Raw genomic sequence first — 16,723 nt, 5'->3', positions numbered from 1 at the left:
TCAGGAATCGCTGCCGCGGCTCAGCAGTTGCTGAGGTAGCTCGTCAGCGCGCTCTTCTCGGCCGAGTCGACGGTGAGGTCGTAGTAGTACTTCACCTGCACCCAGGCGCGGACGTAGGTGCAGCGGTAGGAGGTGACCGACGGCATCCAGGTGGCGGGGTCCTGGTCGCCCTTGGCCTGGTTGACGTTGTCCGTGACCGCGATGAGCTGCGGGCGGGTCAGGTCGTTGGCGAAGGACTGGCGGCGGGCGGTGGTCCAGGCGTCTGCGCCGGAGTCCCAGGCCTCGGCCAGCGGCACGAGGTGGTCGATGTCGACGTCGGAGGCGGCGGTCCAGGTGGCGCCGTCGTAGACGGAGTACCAGGAGCCGCTGGTGGCCGCGCAGGCGGAGTCCTGGACGACGTTCGTGCCGTCGCGCTTGAGGACGACCTCACGGGTGTTGCAGGCGCCGGACTGGGTGATCCAGTGGGGGAAGAGATCACGGTTGTAGCCGGTGCGGTCCTCGGTCGCCACGGTGAGCGAGGCGAGGTAGGTACGGGCGGTGGCGGCGCTGACCGGCGTGGGCAGGGCGGCGGAGGCGGTCGGGCCGTTGAAAAGCCCGACCGAGGCTATGAGACCGGTGAAGGCGGCGAGTATGCTGAGCCGTCGACGCGCGTAGAACTTCGGCATGCGAACTCCTTCGAGGGCGGGGGTGTTGGAGCGCGAGCGTGAGAATGCTCGCCGTGTCGCGTTGCGGTGAGATGTGCGTTCGGTAAGAAACTAGTGACGTGTACATGACACGATAAGGTTCGCGACAAGGTTTACGGCGAAACGATCACGTACGATGGTCGGAGTTGAAGGGGAGTAGCTCTTCGCCGGACCGTCGACATACTGCTCAGCTCGTCTGAGCCGGCGCCCGGAGGCGGGCCCGCGTGACGTGGGTCGGCCAGCGAGACCTTCGGCAAGCAGTGCACTGACCGTGTGCTGCCCTGCCGAGGTGTCTTTTTCGAAGGCTCAGCACTCTCGGTGGGGCAGTCCCCGACCGATTGAGGAACCTTGATCAGTATCACCGTGACGGCGCTCGTCTTCGGCGTCGTCTTCCTCGCCGAGCTGCCGGACAAGACCGCCCTCGCCGGCCTCGTCCTCGGCACCCGCTACCGCGCCTCCTACGTCTTCGCCGGCGTCGCCGCCGCCTTCGCGCTGCATGTCGCGCTCGCCGTGGCGGCGGGCAGCGTGCTGACGCTGCTGCCGCAGCAGATCGTGCACGCCGTCACCGGCGTGCTGTTCCTGGGCGGCGCGGCCGTGCTGCTCATGAAGAAGGACGAGGACGAGGAGGAGGTCCGCCGGCCCGAGAACCAGTCCTTCTGGAAGGTCGCCGGATCCGGGTTCATGCTCATCCTGGTCGCCGAGTTCGGTGATCTGACCCAGATCATGACGGCGAACCTCGCGGCCCGCTACGACGATCCGCTCTCCGTCGGGCTCGGCGCGGTGCTGGCGCTGTGGGCGGTGGCCGGGCTCGGGATCGTGGGCGGGAAGGCCCTGATGAAGCGGGTGCCGCTCAAGCTCATCACCAAGGTCGCGGCGCTGTTGATGCTGGGCCTCGGGGTGTGGAGTCTGTGGGAGGCGGTGGCCGGGTGAGGCGGGGCCGGGCGGCCCGGAGGCGGTCCTCGGCGTGGCGAGGGCCTCCGGCCCGGCCGGTCGACCTGAACGGTGAGTGAACTGTTTCGGGAGACGGTGGCGCAAAGGGGGTCCGGTTTTGTACCGTGGGGGAACAAAGTGGTTCCCGCCTGTTTTCCCTGACCGGCGGGCGGGGCCACCTTGTTCCCCCGGGCCCACCCCTACGCCCCTGGTCTTGGAGCTGCCGATGACGGCCACCGCCGTGCTCACCGCCCGCGCCCTCCTGCTCGACATGGACGGCACGCTCGTCAACTCCGACGCCGTCGTCGAGCGCTGCTGGCGGCGCTGGTCCGAGCGGCACGGGCTGGACCCGGACGAGGTCATGAAGGTCGTCCACGGCCGCCAGGGGCACGCCTCCATGGCCCTGCTGCTGCCCGACCGCCCCATGGAGCAGAACCACGCCGACAACGCGCGGATGCTCGCCGAGGAGACCGCCGACATGGACGGCGTCGTCACGGTCCCGGGCGCCGCCGAGTTCCTCGCCTCCCTGCACGGCCTGCCGCACGCCCTGGTGACCTCCGCCGACGTCCCGCTGTCCACCGCGCGGATGGCCGCCGCGGGGCTCGGCCTGCCCGAGGTCCGGATCACCGCCGAATCCGTCGGCGCCAGCAAGCCCGACCCCGAGGGCTTCCTCAAGGGCGCCGCCGAACTGGGCGTCGCCCCCGCCGACTGCGTGGTCTTCGAGGACTCCGGCGCGGGCATCGCCGCGGGACGCGCCGCGGGGATGCGGGTGGTGGGCGTCGGTCCGCGTGCCGGGGTCCATGGGCCTGACGTGGTCGTGACGGACCTGACGGAGGTACGGGTGGAGGACGCGGGGGACGGGACGATCAGGCTGCACATCGGTTAGCGGGCCGCACGTCGGTGGGCGGGGTGTCCATCGGTGGGCGGGGTGTCCATCTGAGCCGGCGCTCGGTCAACCGTCGGGGCGTACCGGTGCGTTCTGGTGGGCGGCTGGTATTACTGGTGCATGCAGGAAGAGACCGCGCGGTCCGCGATCGACACGTTCATCTCCGCGTTCAACGCCTCCGACGACGGCTATGTGACCGCGCTCCTCTCCCAGGCGCTGACCTCTGACGTGGTCTTCTGGGGGCCGTTGGGCCGCAGCGAGGGGATCGAGGCGGTCGAGCGGTTCGTGCTGGACATCCGGCGCCATCCGGCGGGGACCGGCACGATGGTGCGCTGCTCGGCGGTGGACATGCCCGACGAGTGGGCCCGCTACCAGTGGGTCTTCACCACACCGGACGGCGGCCCCCGCCTGGCGGGCACGGACGTCGTCCATCTGCGGCGCAGCCTCATCGACCAGCTCATCGTCTTCGCGGGGGAGATCGAACCGCCCGCCTCCTGAGCTGTCGCCTACGGTTCCGTGGTCTCCGCCTCCAGCGCGGTGCGGGTCTCCTGGTCGTACACCCCGAGGTTGTCCGTGCCGACGTTGCGGGCCCCCTGGTAGGTGCGCAGGGCTTTCTCGACCTCGCTGGTGAACTCGCCGTCGATCTCGTCGTCGTAGAGGCGCAGTTGGCTCAGGCGCTGCTGGAGTTCGGCCACCTCGGGGCCCTTGTCGCCGGGGCGCAGCACGGGACCGTTCTGGCGGCCCGCGTCACTCGCCGCCGCACCGGCGCCCGCCTCGGCACCGGCCGCCGAACTCGTCGGGGCCGGCGTCGGCTCCACCGACCTGGACGGGCTCGGCGAGGCGCTGGACGCGGACGGGGAGGGCGACGCGGAGGGGGAGGGGCTCGCGTCGGCCGTCGGGGGCGGCGGCGCGGACGTCGGGGGCGCGGACGCGGTCTCCGGGGCCGGGGACCCGTCCGTCACGCTCTCCGACACCTCCGGCACGGCCGCCCGTACGTCCTTCGGCGGCGCCCCGTCCCGCGACGGCGACTCGTACGCCAACAGCCCACTCGCCAGCCCGGCCGCCGCGACGACCGCGACGACGGCTCCGCCGACCCCGAGCAGAGCCCTGCGGCGCCGTCGGGTGTGCGGCTCGTCCCCTTCTTCCACCGCCGTCTCGAACCCGCTCAGCTCGTGACGGTCGGCCGCCACGACCGCCGGGCCGGCACCTGGACGGCGCTGTGCGGCGGTCGCGTCGACGGTGGGTAACGGGGCGGTGGCGTCCATGCGCGGCAGCGTGGTGGTGTTGGCGCGGGGGTGCGCCTGTGTGGCGTGAGGGCGCGTCATGGCGGCGCCGGGGCGTGGGATCGCCGTGGTGGGGTCCGTGTCGAATCCGGGGCGTGGCCGTGCCGTGGGCGTGCGCGTGGTCGCGCCCGTGGCGTACGACCCGGGGGCGCTCTCCGCGCGCGGAAGCGCGACGGTGCGCTCCGCGTCGTCGCCGGGGCGTGGCTGTGCCGGGGCCGTGGCGGGCGTTCCGGTGTCGGCGCCCATGCGCGGCAGCGGGGCGGTGGCGTTCGCGGTGGGCGGTGCGGTCGGGGGCGCGGTGCGGGACGCGTCAGCCGACGGGGCTCCCGTCGCCCCAGAAGACCCACCCGATCGGCCGACCGGCACCTCGGAGGCGACGGCCCGCAGCGACATGGTGGCCTCGGCGTGCGGAACATCCGCCACACCGGGCCCACCGGGCCCACCGGGTGCGCCGGGCACCTTGGGGCCGTCGGGCAGGCCAGAGTTGCCGGGTACTCCGGGGCCACTGGGTTCGCTGAGGCGGCCGGACACGCTGGGGCCGCCGGACATGCCGGAGCTGCCAGACGCACCGGACCTGCGAGGTAAGCCGGACCTGCGGGGCGCGCCGGAGTCGCCGGGCGCGCCGGGATCCCCAAGGCCCCCGGGCCTCGGACCGGGACGTTCGCCGTCGGGCTTCAGGCCGGCCCGAGCACCCCCTCGCTCCACGTCAGGGTGGTCGGACTCGCCCCCGGCGTCGAGGTGGCCGTTCTCGCCCCCGGAGTCCATGTGGTCGTACGCGGCCTCCGGAGCGGTCTGGCCGGCCCCGGCCGGTAGGTCCACGTAAGGCCGGATCCGGAGCGGATCGAAGTCCTCCGCCGCTGCCGCTTCCGTGGTGCGGGTGGCCTGGAGGGCGTCGGAGGCGCGGCGGGTGCAGTCGCAGGAGGGGCTGTTGTCGGCGGCTCTGGGTGTGCCGCACTCCGGGCACAGGTGTGCGGTCGGCCGGTTTACAGGCTCGCTCATGTGTTCGTCCCCTCCTCTCGGGCTCCGCGACTCCCCTCGCGAACTCCAGAGATTATGCAGATCTTCTCCACAGCTTCCGCCGCACGCCCCCGGAATCCCGGGTTCCGACAGGACTCGACAGGCCATAACTGGTCACACCGACCACGATGGAACCTGGACCGAGACCCCGGGAGGTCTTCATGGCCGACGACGCGCGCGCTAAGACGGAGACTGTGGGAGACACAGGAGAGGCGAGGGACGCGCACGTCCCCGGAAACGTCCTCGTCTCGATCGGCGCGCTGCTGCTCGGGATGCTGCTCGCCGCCCTCGACCAGACGATCGTGTCGACGGCCCTGCCCACGATCGTCAGCGAGCTCGGCGGCCTGGACCACCTGTCCTGGGTGGTCACCGCGTACCTGCTCGCCTCGACCGCGGCGACCCCGCTGTGGGGCAAGCTCGGAGACCAGTACGGCCGAAAGACGCTGTTCCAGATCGCGATCGTGATTTTTCTCATCGGCTCCGCGCTGTGCGGCATGGCACAGAACATGCCGCAGCTGATCGGGTTCAGGGCACTTCAAGGACTGGGCGGCGGCGGGCTGATGGTGCTGTCCATGGCGATCGTGGGGGATCTCGTCCCGCCGCGCGACCGCGGCCGCTACCAGGGCCTGTTCGGTGCCGTCTTCGGCGCGACCAGCGTCCTCGGCCCGCTCCTCGGCGGGCTCTTCACCGAGCACCTCAGCTGGCGCTGGGTGTTCTACGTCAACCTCCCGATCGGCGTCGTCGCGCTCGCCGTGATCGCCACGGTGCTGCGGATCCCCCGCAAGTCCGAGCGGCACGTCATCGACTACCTCGGCACCTTCCTCATCGCCTCCGTCGCCACCTGCCTGGTCCTCGTGGCCTCCCTCGGCGGTACCACCTGGGCCTGGGCCTCGCCCCAGATCATCGTCCTCGCGGTCCTCGGCGTCGTCCTCGCCGTCGCGTTCGTGGCCGTGGAACGGCGGGCCGCCGAGCCGGTCCTCCCGCTCAAGCTGTTCCGGATCCGCACCTTCACCCTCTCCGCCGTGATCAGCTTCATCGTCGGCTTCGCGATGTTCGGCGCGATGACCTACCTGCCGACCTTCCTCCAGGTCGTCCAGGGCGTGAGCCCGACCATGTCGGGCGTGCACATGCTGCCGATGGTGTTCGGTCTGCTGCTGTCGTCGACGCTGTCCGGGCAGATCGTCAGCCGCACCGGCCGCTGGAAGGTGTTCCCGGTCGCCGGCACCGCCGTCACCACGCTCGGCCTGCTCCTGCTGCACCAGCTCGACGCGCACAGCTCCACCGCCGAGATGAGCGGCTTCTTCTTCGTCTTCGGCCTGGGCCTCGGCCTGGTCATGCAGGTCCTCGTCCTGATCGTGCAGAACGCCGTCTCCTACGAGGATCTCGGCGTCGCCACCTCCGGCGCGACCTTCTTCCGCTCCATCGGCGCCTCCTTCGGCGTCGCGATCTTCGGTACGGTCTTCGCGGGCCGCCTCGGCGACAAGCTGGTGGACGCCTTCCGCGGCGCCCAGCTGCCGCCCGGCGTCTCGGTGGACGCCCTGGAGGCGGACCCGCGCGGCATCGCCGCCCTGCCCGCCGCGCTCAGGCCACCGGCCCTCGACGCCTACGCCTCGGCCATCACCGACGTCTTCCTGTACGCCGCTCCGGTCGCCCTCCTCGGGTTCGTCCTGGCCTGGTTCCTCAAGGAGGACCGGCTGCGCGGCTCCGTCACGGCACCGGACGTCACCGAGACCCTCGCCAGCAACCCGGTGCAGCGTTCGTCGTACGACGAGGTGTGCCGGGCGCTGTCCGTGCTCGGCACCCGGGAGGGCCGCCGCGAGATCTACCGCACGATCACCGAGCGGGCCGGCTACGACCTCCTCCCCGCCGCGAGCTGGCTGCTGCTGCGGATCAGGAGGTACGGCCGCTCCGAGCCGGCCGTGCTCGCCGAGCGCAGCGCCGTGCCGCTGACCGTGATCATGGAGGCGGCCCGCCAGGTCGAGGAGCGGCGCCTCGCCCTCCGCGAGGGCCTGGACCTCGTCCTGACCGACGAGGGCCGCGTGGTCGCCGACCGCCTGGCCCTGGCCCGCGAGGAGTCCCTCGCGGAGCTGCTCGGCGACTGGTGGGACCCGACCCGCCCCACCGACCTCGCCCACCTGGTCAAGGACCTCAACCGCGACCTCTGCGGCTCGACCGCGGAACGCCCCCACGACGGCCGCCCGGCAACCCGCCCGGCCCGCCCCACGTGACCCGCTCCTGAGCCCTTTCCCCGCTCGCCCGAGGCCCCCGCCCCCGCTTCACCCCAGATGCTTGCGGAACCAGTGGTCGGCGTAGAGCTGTGCGTTGTGGGGCGGGGTCTCCTCGTAGCCGAGGCGGGCGTACAGGGCGCGGGCCTCGGCCAGGTCGGCGCGGGTGTCGAGGATCAGGGTGGTGGCCCCGAGGGCGCGGGCGGCGTCCTCGGCGGCCCGGACGAGGAGCGCGGCGCCGCCCCGGCCGCGCGTCTCCTCCCGCACGAAGACCCGGGTGAGCTCGGCGCGCCCGTCCGGCAGGAGCCGTACGCCGGCCGTGCCCGCAGGTTCGCCGCCGTAGCGGCCGACCAGCAGCTGCCCGCGGGGTGGGGTGAGTTCGGCACCGGTTTGGGCGGCGATCTCCCGTTCCAGCTCGTCCGGGTCGGTCCGGCGCCCTTCGTGCAGCAGGTAGTAGCGGTCGCTGACCTCCGTGTAGTACGCCCGCCAGAGCGCGGCGGCCACGGGGGAGTCGTAGGGTTCCGGGGCGACGGTCCAGGTGCTCATGGGCACATTGTCGGAAGCGGCTCTACGTCGTGCGCAACCGAATATGGGTCGCCTCGGGCGTGTCCAGCACCTCGGTCTTGCGCCACTCGACGAGCTCGTCCGCGACCTCGTCCAGGAGCCGCCGGCCGCCGCCGAGGAGCACGGGGACGATGTGCAGCCACAGCTCGTCCAGCCATCCCGCCCGGATGAACTGCTGCACCAGGTCGGCCCCGCCCGCGAGGGACACGTCCTTGTCCCCGGCCGCCTCCCGGGCCAGGGCGAGCGCCTGTTCCGGGCCCTCGGTGACGAAGCGGAAACTGGTGCCGCCCTCCTTCACCAGGGTCTCGCGGGGATGGTGGGTCACGACGTGGACCGGCATGTGGAAGGGCGGGTTCTCGCCCCACGGGGTCTCGCCGGTGATGTACATGCCGTGCCCCATGACCACGGCGCCGAGCCGGGAGACCCAGGCGGCCATCAGCTCGTCCACCGGACCGCTCTTCCCGCCCGGCAGCCCCTGCTCCGCGCGCCAGGACCGCAGCCCGAACACCCACCGGTGCAGCCGCTCCCCGCCGATGCCCAGCGGGTGCTCGCGGCCGGAGTCCGGACCTGCCATGTACCCGTCCAGCGAAACGGACAGCTGTGCTACGACCTCACTCATGACGACCTCCAGGTCAGCGATGGTGTGCTCGATGCCCCTCGGGGCTTCCTCACCCCTGCGTCGATCGGGTCCGTCCCGGATCGACACGCCCTCGCCACGAATGCGGAGACCGTTTGAGGACCGGCGCGCGGGCTACCCGGTCGGAGAACCGGCCCGTACGGAAAGCCGGTTGGGTACAGAACCCGGAAGGCACTCATGTCCACAGGCGTGATCATCGCTCTGATCGTGATCGTGGCGGCCGTCGTCCTCATCGCGGCCGTCCTCATGCTGCGTGCCCGGCGCGGCCCCGGCGGCCCCGGCCTGAAGCGGCGGTTCGGGCCCGAGTACGACCGTGCCGTGGCCCGGCACGACGGGGACACCAAGGCCGCCGAGCACGAGCTCGCCGAGCGCGTGGAGCGGCACGGATCGCTGCGCGAACGGCCCCTGGAGCCCGCGCAGCGCGAGCAGTACGAGGCCCGCTGGACCGCCGCGCAGGAGCGCTTCGTCGACTCGCCGCGCGAGGCCGTGGCCGAGGCGGACCGGCTGCTCGCCGAGCTGGCCGGCGCCCGGGGCTTCCCCGACGGCGGCCGGTACGAGGAGCAGCTCTCGGCGCTGTCCGTGCACCACGCGCACCACGTGCACGGCTACCGGCGCGTGCACCAGGTCGCCCGGGCGGGCGCGCCGGGCGCGGGCCAGGACGGCGACGGCCGGGCCGGAACCGAGGAACTGCGCGAGGCCATGGTGGAGGCCCGGGCCCTGTTCGAGGAGCTCGTGGGCCCGTCCCGGCACCGGGACGACCGTGGCCACGGCCGGGAGCGCGGGGCGGAGTCCCGCGAGTCGGCCGAGACCACCGAAAGGACCGGCGGCGACCGGACGCGCACCCGTGACAACGGCCGCGCCCACCTGCCGTGGGGAATCACCAGGCGCCATGCGAAGGGGAGTTGAGCGACATGACGGACGCGACGACCGGCCCGGACGCCGAGGGCGCCCCGCGCGACGGACGGAACAGGGGCAGGTCCGCGGTCCCCGCGACACCCCCGGGCCACGACCCGGCGGTGGACCCGCCGACCGCGGCACGCCGCGAGTCGGTGCCGGAGACCGGCAGGACCGGCGCGGACACCGGCACCACAGGGCGCGGTGGCCGTGAGGTGCCGGGCAACCTGGGCGGCGCACCCGCCGAGGGCCCGGGCCGCGACAGCACCCCCGACCGGCCGGGCACCCCGGGCAGCCACGGCCCCTCCGGGACCTCCGGCGACGCGGCACCGCTGGTCACCGGCTCGGAGCAGAGCCACGGCTCCGAGGAGAACCGGGGCGCCCACGGCACCCGGCTCCTCCCGCACGAGGAGTCCGACAAGCTCTCGGCCCGGCTCCAGCACGCCGTGGCCGACTTCGTGGACGGCCCGAAGCACGCCGTGGAGGAGGCCGACCACGTGCTGGAGGAAGCCGCCGCCCGCTTCACCGAGGCGGTCACCCAGCGCCGCCGCACCCTGCGCAGGTCCTGGCAGGCCGCGGAGGCCGGCGACGGCAAGCCCGCGAGCAGCTCCGACACCGAACAGCTCCGGCTGGCCCTGCGCGACTACCGCGAGCTCACGGACCGGCTGCTGCGCCTCTGAAACCCGTACCTCTAAAACAGCCCGTACCAGCTACTCGGCCGCCGCCCGGCCCTCCCGCCACCGGCCTACGACCTCTTCGACGTCGTACGGCTTCATCCCCAGCGGGGGGCCGGGCGGCGGCTTGAACATGACCTCGCGGATCTTGACGTTGACGTCCTCGATCAGCTTGCGGACGATCCGCTCGGTGGGTGCCTCCAGGGCCGCCGCGAGGGTGTCCTCGGCCTCCTTGCGCAGGGCGAGGGTCGGCGGCAGGACGGAGAGGCCCTCGCGGGCCATCTTCCGCTTGATCCACCACAGTTCGTCGTACGTCGTGTCGTCACCGTCGGGCAACGGCTTGCCCGCGCCGGGGAGTTGGGCGAACTCACCGCGGCTCTCGGCATCGCGGATCTGCTTGTCGACCCAGGACTCGAACGGAACTCCGGGTGGCTTTCGCTCGGTCATGAGCCCATTGTGCCGGACGTGCCGGGGCCGGGCGATTTATCATGCGGCGGCTGTACAAGGACTGTCAGGACCGTGCTCCACGAGCACACTTCAGAAGGAGCGCCACGTGCTCGAACTCACCATGGCCGCCGTCTCCGCGGCGGAGGAGGGTGCCACGGCCGGCATGCTCATGGCCGACGCGCCCAGCGAGCCGGGTGCCCTGCTGCGGGTCGGCCGCGACAGGTCCGTGTGCCGGCTGGCGACGCCCGACGACTGGCTGTTCGTCTCCCGCGTCCACCTGGAGTTCCTCTGCGGCCCCGAGGGCACCTGGCAGGTGACCTGGCTCCAGGGCTCCCAGCCCGACCCGTCCTCCGAGGTCCGCCTCACGGTCGGCGAGTACGCCCAGCCCCTGGCCTACGGCGGCACCGTGGCGCTGCCCCGGGGCGGGAGCGGCGAGATCGTCATCCACGACCGCACCGCCCCGCGCAGCGTCAACGTCGGCTTCTACCACGAGGCGTAAACCTCAGCTGGTCACGCCAGCACCCGCGCCAGGGCGAACCCGTCGTAGCCCTTGCCGCCCACCGTCTGGACCGCGGTGCCGCTCAACCTCGGGTGGCTGCCGATGAGTTCGATGGCGGTGCGGGTGCCCCGGACGTCCGGGGCGGTGCTGGTGGCGTCGGCGACGCGGCCGCCCCGGACGACGTTGTCGACGATGATCAGACTGCCCTCGCGGGTGAGCTTGAGCGCCCACTCCACGTAGTGCGGGTTGTTGGCCTTGTCGGCGTCGATGAACACCAGGTCGAAGGGGGCCGGGTTCTCGTCGGCCAGCTTGGGCAGCGACTCCAGCGCCGGGCCCACCCGCACCTCGACCAGCTTCTCCAGGCCGGCCCGCGCGATGTTGCGGGTGGCCACCTCCGCGTGCCGGGAGTCGTATTCCAGCGAGACCAAGCGGCCGTCGGCGGGCAGCGCGCGGGCCAGCCAGATGGTGCTGTACCCGCCGAGCGTGCCCAGTTCCAGGATGTTCCGGGCCCCCTGGATCTCGGCCAGCAGCTGGAGCAGCTTGCCCTGCGGCGCCGTGACCGCGATCGGCGGCAGCCCGGCGGCCTCACTGTCCCGCAGGGCCGCGTCCAGGACGTCGTCCTGGGGTGCGAGCTGGGTGGTGAAGTAGTCGTCGACGTCGTCCCAGAGCCGGGATTCGCTCATCTTCCTGCACCCTTCGGGAGATTGTTTAGAAACGCTAACTAGCTGCACTAACGAATATAGTCGAGCGGGATGTGATCCACGTCGCGTCCCGTGGAGGCAACCGAACCATTCGCGCACTATCGTCATCCGGACAAAAGGAGAACGGACGTCAGGTGAATCCGGGGTTGCCTGCGTCCCCCTCTCCGGGGGCGGTGCGAGCCTCATAGGGTTCGCATGGGACACCGGCGCATGAGGCGCGTGGGACGGACGGGGCGGGAGGCCTGCGAGGCGTGGCGAATGCGGAGCACAGCGGACGACCGGCGGAAGCTTTCGGAGCGACGGCCGTCGGCACGACCCAGGCACGCCTGCGCGCCGCACGGCTCGGCCTGTGGCTGATCGCGACCCTGCTCGCGGTCCGGCAGGTGGCCGTCGTCCTCGGTACACCCCGGGGTGAGCGGCTGACGGACCTGGAGACCTGGGTCGGCCAGAACGGCGTCCTGCACGTCAACGGTTCGCTCTACGACTCGACGCGCTTCACCGGAACGCCGTTCGCCGGACTGGTCCTGAAGCCCCTGACCCGCACCGCCGAGCAGGCCCTCGGCTGGGGCTGGACCTTCGGCACGCTGCTGCTGGTCGTCGGCCTCGGCCTGGTCGCCGCCCGCGCGCTGCCCCAGCCGGTGAGCAGGCGGACCTCGCTGCTCGCCGCGCCGGTCGCGATCAGCCTGCTGATGCTGTCGCTGCCGGTGCGCAACACGCTCCATCTCGGCCAGACCAGCATCATCCCGGTCCTGCTGGTGCTCCTCGGCTGCTTCGCCGTGCGCGGCCAGCGGGCCAGCGGCCTGCTCATCGGCTTCGCGGCGGCCCTCCAGCCCACCGTGCTGCTCTTCGCCCCGCTGCTGTGGTTCACCGGCCGCCGCAAGGCCGCCCTGGCCACGGGGCTCACCTTCCTCGCGTGCACCGCGATCGCCTGGGCCGCGATGGCCCACGACTCGTACACGTACTGGGTGCACCACATGGCCGGCACCGGCCTGGGCGGCAAGGCCGACGACCTCGCCAACCAGTCCCTGCACGGCGCCCTGCTCCGGCTCGGCCTGTCCGGCCCGCTGGAGATCGCCCTCTTCCTGCTGCTCGGCGCGGCCGTCGCCTTCCTCGGCCTGCGCCGCGCCGTGCGCTACGCCCGCGACGGACAGCTCCTGCTCGCCGTCGCCCTCACCGGCTGCGCCGCGATCGCCGTCTCGCCCACCACCTGGCAGCACCAGCTGCTGTGGGTGCTGCTCGCCGTCGTCGGCCGGGTGGGCAAGCGGGCCGCCGACCGGGTGCTGTGGCCGGTGGCCGTCGTCCTGGTGATGACGCTGCCCGCGAAGATGATGCTGCCGAACACCGCCGCGCTCTACACCCTGCGGGACAACGTGGTGCTGCTGGCCGCCCTGGCCGCCGCCACCTTTGTCCCCTTCCTGTCCCGCACCTCGGAGTACTACCGCTCGCCGATCCCGACCGAGTACGCGACCCCGGTCCCCTCCCGCTTCAGACACGTCCCGCTCCTGCCGTTCCTGCGCCGGGCGCTGACCCGCCCGAACCTGCTCCTCGAACTGCTGCTCATCCGTGTCGTCTACGCCGCCTACGGCCAGGTCCGGATCGCGGTCACCGCCGACCGGGCCACCGCCGAGCACCACGGGCGCGAGATCCACTCGATCGAGAAGTGGCTGTCCATCGACATCGAGCACTGGGCCAACCACGCCGTCGTGAAGATCGACTGGCTGCGGAGCTTCTTCGACTTCTACTACGCCTCCTTCCACTTCGTCGTCCCGCTCACGATCCTCGCCGTGCTCTACGTCCGCCGCCCGACGGACTACCGCTGGGCCCGCTCCGCGCTGGGCCTCGCCACCATCCTCGGCCTGCTCGGCTTCTGGCTGTACCCGCTCGCGCCGCCGCGTCTGATGCCGGGCCTGGGCTTCATCGACACCGTGCACGGCGTCCAGGACTTCTCCAAGCCGGACTACGGCGTGATGACCGAGGTCACCAACCAGTACGCGGCGATGCCCTCCCTGCACTTCGGCTGGTCCCTGTGGTGCGGCATCGTGATCGCGGTCCTGGCGCCCAAGTGGTGGATGAAGGCCCTCGGGCTGCTGCACCCCCTGTTCACCGTCTCGGCGATCGTCGCGACCGCCAACCACTGGGTCCTCGACGCGGTCGGCGGCGCCGCCGTGGTCGGCGCGGGCTTCGGCCTCACCTACCTGCTGATGGGCCCGCGCGTCTCCACCGCCAACGCCCTCACGAAGGACCCGCTGCCGGACGCCGAGGACGCGCGCGCCGGCACGGCACCCTCGGCGGGGCACTGAGCCGACGACGGGGACGACAGGCAGTTACGGGGGCGACGGGCACTACGGGGACGACGGGGACTTGGTGAGCAGAGCGAACTTCGAGGGTGTCCGGACGGCACGGGCACTGCTCCCTGCCGCCGTCCCGGCCGCCACCGCGCTGGCCCTCGGCCTGTGGGGCATCGGCCGGCAGGACAGCATGTGGCGCGACGAGTCCGTCACCTACCAGGTCGCCCACCGCTCCCTCGGCGACATCTGGGGCCTGCTGCACCACATCGACGCCGTGCACGGCCTGTACTACCTCCTCATGCACGCCGTGTTCGGCCTCTGGGACGGCGGCCTCACCGCCCTGCGCCTGCCTTCCGTGGTGGCCACCGTCCTGGCGGCGGCCGCGGTCGGCGCGATCGGCGCCCGCCTCGCCGGGCCCCGCACCGGCACCCTCGCCGGCCTGATCTTCGCCCTCCTCCCCATCACGCAGATGTACGCCCAGGAGGGCCGCTCCTACGCGCTCGTCACCGCCGGGGTGACCTGGTCGACGTACTTCTTCGTCCGCGCCACCGGCACCGACACCCGCCGCCCGCGCTGGTGGACGGCGTACGCCCTCACCCTCGGACTCGCCTGCTGGCTCCACGAGTTCGCCGCCCTCGCCCTCGTGGCGCACGGCCTGACGCTGTGGTGGTCGAAGGCTCCCCGCCCGGTGTGGCGGAGCTGGACGATCGCCGCGGCCTGCGTGACGGCGGGCGTGGCACCGCTGGCCGTGGTGAGCGCCGGGCAGGCGGAGGCCCAGCTGGGCTGGCTCGGCCGCCCGAGCCTGAGCATGTGGCTCCAGTTCCTGGCGGTGGCGGCCGCGGGGGCGCTGTTGTGTCGGCTCCTCATGGGCTCCGGCACGTCCAAGGCGGGTGCGGGCGCGGGCGCCCTGACCCGCCTGGCACTCCCGCTGCTGATCGCCCCGACCGGCCTGCTCATGCTGATCTCGCTGGTCAAGCCCTGGTACGTCGACCGCTACGTCCTCTACACCATGGCGGGCCTGGCCCTCCCGGCCGGAGCGGTCCTGTCCCGGGCTCTGACCACCCGCAGGCTCTGGGCGTGCCTCTCGATCGCGGCGGCGGTCGCCGTCCTCGTGCCGTGGTCCCTCCTGGTCCGCTCACCGGAGAGCCGCAAGGACGACGTGGTGGCGATCGCCCACACCGTCCAGCGCACGGCCCACCCGGGCGACGGCGTCCTCTTCATGCCCTCCCGCCGCCGCGAATGGCTGCTCTCCTACCCCAAGGTGTACGACCGCCTGGACGACCTGGCCCTGGCCAAGTCCCCGACGGCCTCCCGCACCCTCCAGGGCACGGAATTCCCGCCGCCCGAGATCCGCCGCCGCGTTCTGGGAGCGGACCGCATCATCGCCCTCATGGATCCCGAGGGCCAGCCGCTCGACCCCTTCCCGCAGGAGGAGGTCAAACGCCAGCTGCTGAAGCGGTACTTCGAGGAGTGCGGCCGAACCCAGGAACGCGGCGCGCAAATAGTGGTGTACGCAAAACCAGGCGGCTGCTGATCCCACCTCAGGGGCGCGGGGCTGTGTCGATTTGCGGCTCCGCCGCGCAGGCGCGACCAGCCCCCACGCAGCCGCAGCCGACGAACAACCTCACCCCGCCTGAACCCGAAGCTCCTTCACCCCGTTGATCCAGGCGGACCGCAACCGCCGAGGATCTCCCACCGCCCTCAGATCAGGCATCGCGTCGGCCACCGCATTGAAGATCAGGTCGATCTCCAGCACAGCCAGCGACTTGCCCAGACAGTAGTGCGGCCCCCCACCACCAAACCCGAGGTGAGGATTGGGATCCCGCAGAATGTCGAACGTGTCCGGATTCTCGAAGACCTCGGGATCATGATTCGCCGCGGCGTAGAACAGCCCGACCCGATCCCCCTTCTTGATCTTCTTGCCCCCCAGTTCCGTGTCCTGCGTGGCGGTCCGCTGGAAGGAGTTGACCGGCGTGGCCCACCGCACGATCTCCTCGGCGGCGGTGACCGGCCGCTCCCTCTTGTACAGCTCCCACTGCCCCGGCTCGGTGAGGAACGCGTGCATGCCGTGGGTGATGGCGTTGCGCGTGGTCTCGTTGCCGGCGACGGCCAGCATCAGCACGAAGAACCCGAACTCGTCCGAGGCGAGATTGCCCTCGTCCTCGGCGGAGACCAGGGTCGTCACGATGTCCTTGGCGGGGCACTGCTTGCGGTCGGCGGCCATGTTCATGGCGTAGGCGATGAGTTCGGTGGCGGACTCCGCGCCGACCTCCTCGGTGATCGCGTACTCGGGATCGTCGTAGGAGATCATCTTGTTGGACCAGTCGAAGATCTTGGCCCGGTCGTCCTGCGGGATGCCGATCAGCTCGGCGATGGCCTGGAGGGGCAGTTCGCAGGCGACCTCGGCGACGAAGTCGAAGGAGCCGGTGCGGGCGCGGGCGTTCGCGGCGATGGCGAGGGCGCGCGAGCGGAGGTTGTCCTCCAGGGCGCGGATGGCCCTCGGGGTGAACACCCGCTGCACGATCTGGCGGACCCGGGTGTGCTCCGGCGGGTCCATGTTGAGCAGGATCAGCCGCTGCGCGTCGATGGCGTCCCGCTCGATGTGCTCGTTGAAGCGGATGATCGCCGTGTTGAGGTACGACGAGAAGAGCTCCGGGTGGGTGGAGACGTACTTGACGTCGGCGTGCCGGGTGACCGCCCAGTACCCCTCGTCCTCGAAACCGGCGAGGTTGGACGGCTGGGGGATCCAGCACACCGGTTCGGCCCGGCGCACCTCGGCGAGCTCCGCCAGCGGCACGTGGTGTTGCAGCAGATCGGGATCGGTGAAGTCGAACCCCTCGGGGAGAGCTGGACACGGCATGGGCGACTCACTCCAGCTTTTCTGACGATCCATCAGGAACAGAGCTGCGGTGAAGGTAGTAACGGGTTCTAGAAGTAGCAAGAGGTGCGGCCCGTCGAATTGCCTGCACGACCCTTGCGGTTGTGGGGCCCTGGT

Annotated in this window: 16 protein-coding genes; 9 read left to right on the top strand and 7 right to left on the bottom strand. The window is 71.8% G+C overall.

The window, feature by feature from the left end; translation table 11 throughout:
* Nucleotides 1-20: 20 nt before the first annotated feature.
* Nucleotides 21-665 (bottom strand): HNH endonuclease family protein, encoded by a 645-nt coding sequence (locus K4B79_RS15210; protein ID WP_232027111.1) that lies wholly within the window; start codon nt 663-665, stop codon nt 21-23.
* 366 nt (nt 666-1,031) lie between these two features.
* Here K4B79_RS15210 and K4B79_RS15205 point away from each other — a divergent pair, with 366 nt between their 5' ends.
* From K4B79_RS15205 to K4B79_RS15195, 3 genes are all read left to right on the top strand, one after another.
* On the top strand, nt 1,032-1,613 hold the full coding sequence (locus tag K4B79_RS15205) for a TMEM165/GDT1 family protein (protein ID WP_232027110.1): 582 nt from the start codon (nt 1,032-1,034) through the stop codon (nt 1,611-1,613).
* Between the two features lie 226 nt (nt 1,614-1,839).
* Entirely contained in the window at nt 1,840-2,499 is a 660-nt protein-coding gene (locus tag K4B79_RS15200) for an HAD-IA family hydrolase (protein ID WP_232027109.1), read from the top strand.
* Between the two features lie 120 nt (nt 2,500-2,619).
* Nucleotides 2,620-2,997, top strand: coding sequence for a nuclear transport factor 2 family protein (locus tag K4B79_RS15195; RefSeq protein ID WP_232027108.1), 378 nt, complete (start codon nt 2,620-2,622; stop codon nt 2,995-2,997).
* Between the two features lie 8 nt (nt 2,998-3,005).
* Here K4B79_RS15195 and K4B79_RS48275 read toward each other — a convergent pair whose 3' ends face one another.
* Complete coding sequence (locus K4B79_RS48275; RefSeq protein WP_232027107.1) at nt 3,006-4,205, bottom strand: peptidoglycan-binding domain-containing protein; 1,200 nt, start codon at nt 4,203-4,205, stop codon at nt 3,006-3,008.
* A 755-nt stretch (nt 4,206-4,960) separates the two neighbouring features.
* Here K4B79_RS48275 and K4B79_RS15185 point away from each other — a divergent pair.
* Nucleotides 4,961-7,027 carry an MDR family MFS transporter gene (locus tag K4B79_RS15185; RefSeq protein ID WP_232027106.1) on the top strand — a complete coding sequence of 689 codons (2,067 nt, stop codon included), beginning with the start codon at nt 4,961-4,963 and terminating at the stop codon, nt 7,025-7,027.
* A 48-nt stretch (nt 7,028-7,075) separates the two neighbouring features.
* On the opposite strand, the gene K4B79_RS15180 is transcribed toward K4B79_RS15185, so the two are convergent.
* Both K4B79_RS15180 and K4B79_RS15175 read right to left on the bottom strand, forming a co-directional pair.
* Nucleotides 7,076-7,570, bottom strand: a complete 495-nt coding sequence (locus tag K4B79_RS15180; protein ID WP_232027105.1) for a GNAT family N-acetyltransferase — start codon at nt 7,568-7,570, stop codon at nt 7,076-7,078.
* 22 nt (nt 7,571-7,592) lie between these two features.
* Nucleotides 7,593-8,207, bottom strand: coding sequence for a dihydrofolate reductase family protein (locus K4B79_RS15175; protein WP_232027104.1), 615 nt, complete (start codon nt 8,205-8,207; stop codon nt 7,593-7,595).
* A gap of 195 nt (nt 8,208-8,402) precedes the next feature.
* Between K4B79_RS15175 and K4B79_RS15170 the strand changes: the two genes are divergently transcribed.
* Complete coding sequence (locus K4B79_RS15170; protein ID WP_232027103.1) at nt 8,403-9,131, top strand: hypothetical protein; 729 nt, start codon at nt 8,403-8,405, stop codon at nt 9,129-9,131.
* 5 nt (nt 9,132-9,136) lie between these two features.
* On the top strand, nt 9,137-9,799 hold the full coding sequence (locus K4B79_RS15165; protein ID WP_232027102.1) for a hypothetical protein: 663 nt from the start codon (nt 9,137-9,139) through the stop codon (nt 9,797-9,799).
* Between the two features lie 30 nt (nt 9,800-9,829).
* Here K4B79_RS15165 and K4B79_RS15160 read toward each other — a convergent pair whose 3' ends face one another.
* Nucleotides 9,830-10,240, bottom strand: coding sequence for a DnaJ family domain-containing protein (locus K4B79_RS15160; protein WP_232027101.1), 411 nt, complete (start codon nt 10,238-10,240; stop codon nt 9,830-9,832).
* Between the two features lie 106 nt (nt 10,241-10,346).
* Between K4B79_RS15160 and K4B79_RS15155 the strand changes: the two genes are divergently transcribed.
* Entirely contained in the window at nt 10,347-10,739 is a 393-nt protein-coding gene (locus tag K4B79_RS15155) for a hypothetical protein (protein WP_232027100.1), read from the top strand.
* 11 nt (nt 10,740-10,750) lie between these two features.
* Here the strand turns inward: K4B79_RS15155 and K4B79_RS15150 are convergent, their stop codons facing one another.
* Nucleotides 10,751-11,422, bottom strand: a complete 672-nt coding sequence (locus K4B79_RS15150; RefSeq protein WP_232027099.1) for an O-methyltransferase — start codon at nt 11,420-11,422, stop codon at nt 10,751-10,753.
* Between the two features lie 269 nt (nt 11,423-11,691).
* On the opposite strand from K4B79_RS15150, the gene K4B79_RS15145 reads away from it, so the two are divergent.
* Nucleotides 11,692-13,740 carry a bifunctional glycosyltransferase 87/phosphatase PAP2 family protein gene (locus tag K4B79_RS15145; RefSeq protein WP_232027098.1) on the top strand — a complete coding sequence of 683 codons (2,049 nt, stop codon included), beginning with the start codon at nt 11,692-11,694 and terminating at the stop codon, nt 13,738-13,740.
* 64 nt (nt 13,741-13,804) lie between these two features.
* Entirely contained in the window at nt 13,805-15,262 is a 1,458-nt protein-coding gene (locus tag K4B79_RS15140) for a glycosyltransferase family 39 protein (protein WP_232027097.1), read from the top strand.
* Between the two features lie 90 nt (nt 15,263-15,352).
* Here K4B79_RS15140 and K4B79_RS15135 read toward each other — a convergent pair whose 3' ends face one another.
* Nucleotides 15,353-16,588 (bottom strand): cytochrome P450, encoded by a 1,236-nt coding sequence (locus tag K4B79_RS15135; protein ID WP_232027096.1) that lies wholly within the window; start codon nt 16,586-16,588, stop codon nt 15,353-15,355.
* Nucleotides 16,589-16,723: the final 135 nt, after the last annotated feature.

The sequence above is a fragment of the Streptomyces lincolnensis genome (assembly GCF_021173675.1).
GTDB classification, from domain to species: Bacteria; Actinomycetota; Actinomycetes; order Streptomycetales; family Streptomycetaceae; genus Streptomyces; species Streptomyces lincolnensis_B.
The sequence above is the reverse complement of the archived record's forward strand: the minus strand, read 5'-3'. Positions and strand labels throughout refer to the sequence as shown.